Source organism: Acinetobacter sp. YH12052 (genome assembly GCF_013419835.1).
GTDB lineage: Bacteria > Pseudomonadota > Gammaproteobacteria > Pseudomonadales > Moraxellaceae > Acinetobacter > Acinetobacter amyesii.
This window is the reverse complement of record NZ_VOZI01000049.1, coordinates 1-2,175: the sequence shown is the minus strand read 5'-3', so window position 1 is coordinate 2,175 and position 2,175 is coordinate 1. Positions and strand designations below refer to the sequence as shown.

Annotated in this window: 3 protein-coding genes; 1 reads left to right on the top strand and 2 read right to left on the bottom strand. The window is 32.6% G+C overall.

The features are described from left to right. Positions 1-205 (bottom strand): transposase (locus FTU06_RS16630; protein WP_180147622.1); only part of this gene is annotated, 205 nt, incomplete at its 3' end. A gap of 277 nt (positions 206-482) precedes the next feature. Here FTU06_RS16630 and FTU06_RS16625 point away from each other — a divergent pair. Beyond that, positions 483-1,271 (top strand): aminoglycoside adenylyltransferase domain-containing protein, encoded by a 789-nt coding sequence (locus FTU06_RS16625; protein ID WP_038350081.1) that lies wholly within the window; start codon positions 483-485, stop codon positions 1,269-1,271. Between the two features lie 126 nt (positions 1,272-1,397). Here the strand turns inward: FTU06_RS16625 and FTU06_RS16620 are convergent, their stop codons facing one another. Further along, on the bottom strand, positions 1,398-1,856 hold the full coding sequence (locus FTU06_RS16620) for a DUF523 domain-containing protein (protein ID WP_077170035.1): 459 nt from the start codon (positions 1,854-1,856) through the stop codon (positions 1,398-1,400). Positions 1,857-2,175: the final 319 nt, after the last annotated feature.

Sequence of the window (2,175 nt, the reverse complement as noted above, 5' to 3'; positions counted from 1 at the left end):
CTGATGGAGCTTTTGATTGATCGAAAGCTTGTGAGGAAGCTGAGATCAATTGATTTTTCCAGTCAATAATTTGGTTTTGATGAACATCAAACTCAGAACTCAATTCAGCAAGTGTTTTTTCTGCTTTGATCGCAGCAAGTGCTACCTTAGCCTTAAAGTCGTTTGAATGATTTCTTCTTGGTCTACGTGCCATAAAATACTCCATATATTGATGTTTATAACATCATTTGAGGAGCAGAGTATCACTTATAGGAGTTGTTCAAATTTCCGGATCCATCTCTAAGTGAGGAGGAAATGACTCTTACTATTCAGATGTTGTTTCAAGCTTTTTTTGATTGATAGAGTTTTATGTATTAAACTCTATATTGAAAGTAAATATATTGTAAAAATAGTATGTTATTTACTAATTGATTAAATTATTTACACTTATTCTGTATAATGCTCTATGAATTCATTACTTATTTTTTTAAATTAAAAATCATATGCAAAGCTTAAATGATGAAGAGTGTCGCCAAGTTGAAAGTGTAAAACAGCTTTTACAAAAAAATTTTAAAGATAAGCTTTATGCTATTTATTTATATGGTTCGTATGTTGATGGTGGTTTAAAACATAAAAGTGATCTTGATATTTTAGTTATTATTGAACGTGAAATTACCGATCAGGAAAGAAAACAATTAGCGCAGAATTTTCTAAATATATCTGTTCCGATTGGTCATGCTACAGCGCGTGCCTTAGAAATTACGATATTAGAAAAAGGGAGTATTACCAATAAAAATCATCCATATACATATCAGCTACAATATGGCGAGTGGTTGAGAGAAGAATTACTCAAAGGTGAATTACTTTATAGTCAATCTGATCCAGATATTAGTATTTTACTTAAAACTGCCCAATTACATAACATTACTATCTTTGGACCTGATATTTGCGATTGGTTAAATCCAATTAGCTATGAACAATTAATATTTGCCATGCAAAAAACTTATCCACAAATTATTGCTCATTGGAAAGACGATCAGGATGAATGTAATCAAATTTTAGCGCTATGCCGTATAGCTTATACATTAGATCATAAAACAATAGTTGCCAAGGATGTTGCTGCGACATGGTTTTTAGAATTCTTAAGTCAGATAGATCAAGACATTTTGCAACTCATAATAGATGAATATATTGGGCAAGGTCATGAGCAATGTTGGTTAGTTTTACATGATCAGCTTGCTAAAATTGTTAAAGAATTACAGCATAAAATTGAACCACTACTTTTTAACTGATGTGGAAGTAATGGATATGCTTCTTAGATTATTACCTCACTATATCTCTAAATACCGAAGAGACTTGATATTGCAAAGGGGGGCGTGGTTGGAGTTGCATGAAGATTTTAAATAAAAGCGGAGGAACTAGGGTAAAAGTTGCCAAAAAGTTTCTTCTGAAATGACTTTTATATTATGACGTTTAAGCAAAGCGGAGGTAACTCCATTGCCATAGATCTTATTCCCATTAAATTGACCATCGTAAATCATTGAACTACCACATGAAGGGCTATTTTCTTTAAGCACTACCAGAGTAGCTTTTAATAATTGAACTTTTTTTAAAGTTCTATATGCCCCTTCAATATAGATTGAAGTCACATCCTTTCCTGATTTTTCAATTACACAGGCTTTTCCATCTAAGACATCATCGCCATTACCTCCCGAAATCTCGGCAGGTTCGCGTGGTGTTGATAAACCGCCAAGAATCTCTGGACATACCATAGTAGCTTTTCCATCTTTGACTAATTTTTCGATTTTTTCGTTTAAGCTATGCGTCCCGTTATAACGTACCTTTAAGCCAGCCAGACAAGAACTTACTAAAATCATATTTCCTCTATGAAAAAGATATGTATCGATTTGCTATTTAGCCAGTACCTATTATTTTTTAAAATTAATAGGTTAGTGCTATGGATAAAACAAGAATTTAAATATGATCAATGCAAAGTGAGTTATTTTTTTTCTAACCCACAAAGCTTATAGATTAGTTTGATCCTTTTTGTTTAGAAAATTTATCAACAGTGATGTGTGCTGAATTAGCAGGAGACTTTCACTTGGGAGATTCTAGGCAGCTAACCGATAAAAGTCTTCTGCCATTTGATTTGGTGTCTTAAAATCCAAGCCTTTTTGAATTCTTCGCTGATTATAA

Coding starts and splice junctions, on each gene's coding strand:
- FTU06_RS16625 (WP_038350081.1), top strand. CDS start 483: ATGCAAAGCTTAAATGATGAAGAGTGTCGCCAAGTTGAAAGTGTAAAA.
- FTU06_RS16620 (WP_077170035.1), bottom strand. CDS start 1,856: ATGATTTTAGTAAGTTCTTGTCTGGCTGGCTTAAAGGTACGTTATAAC.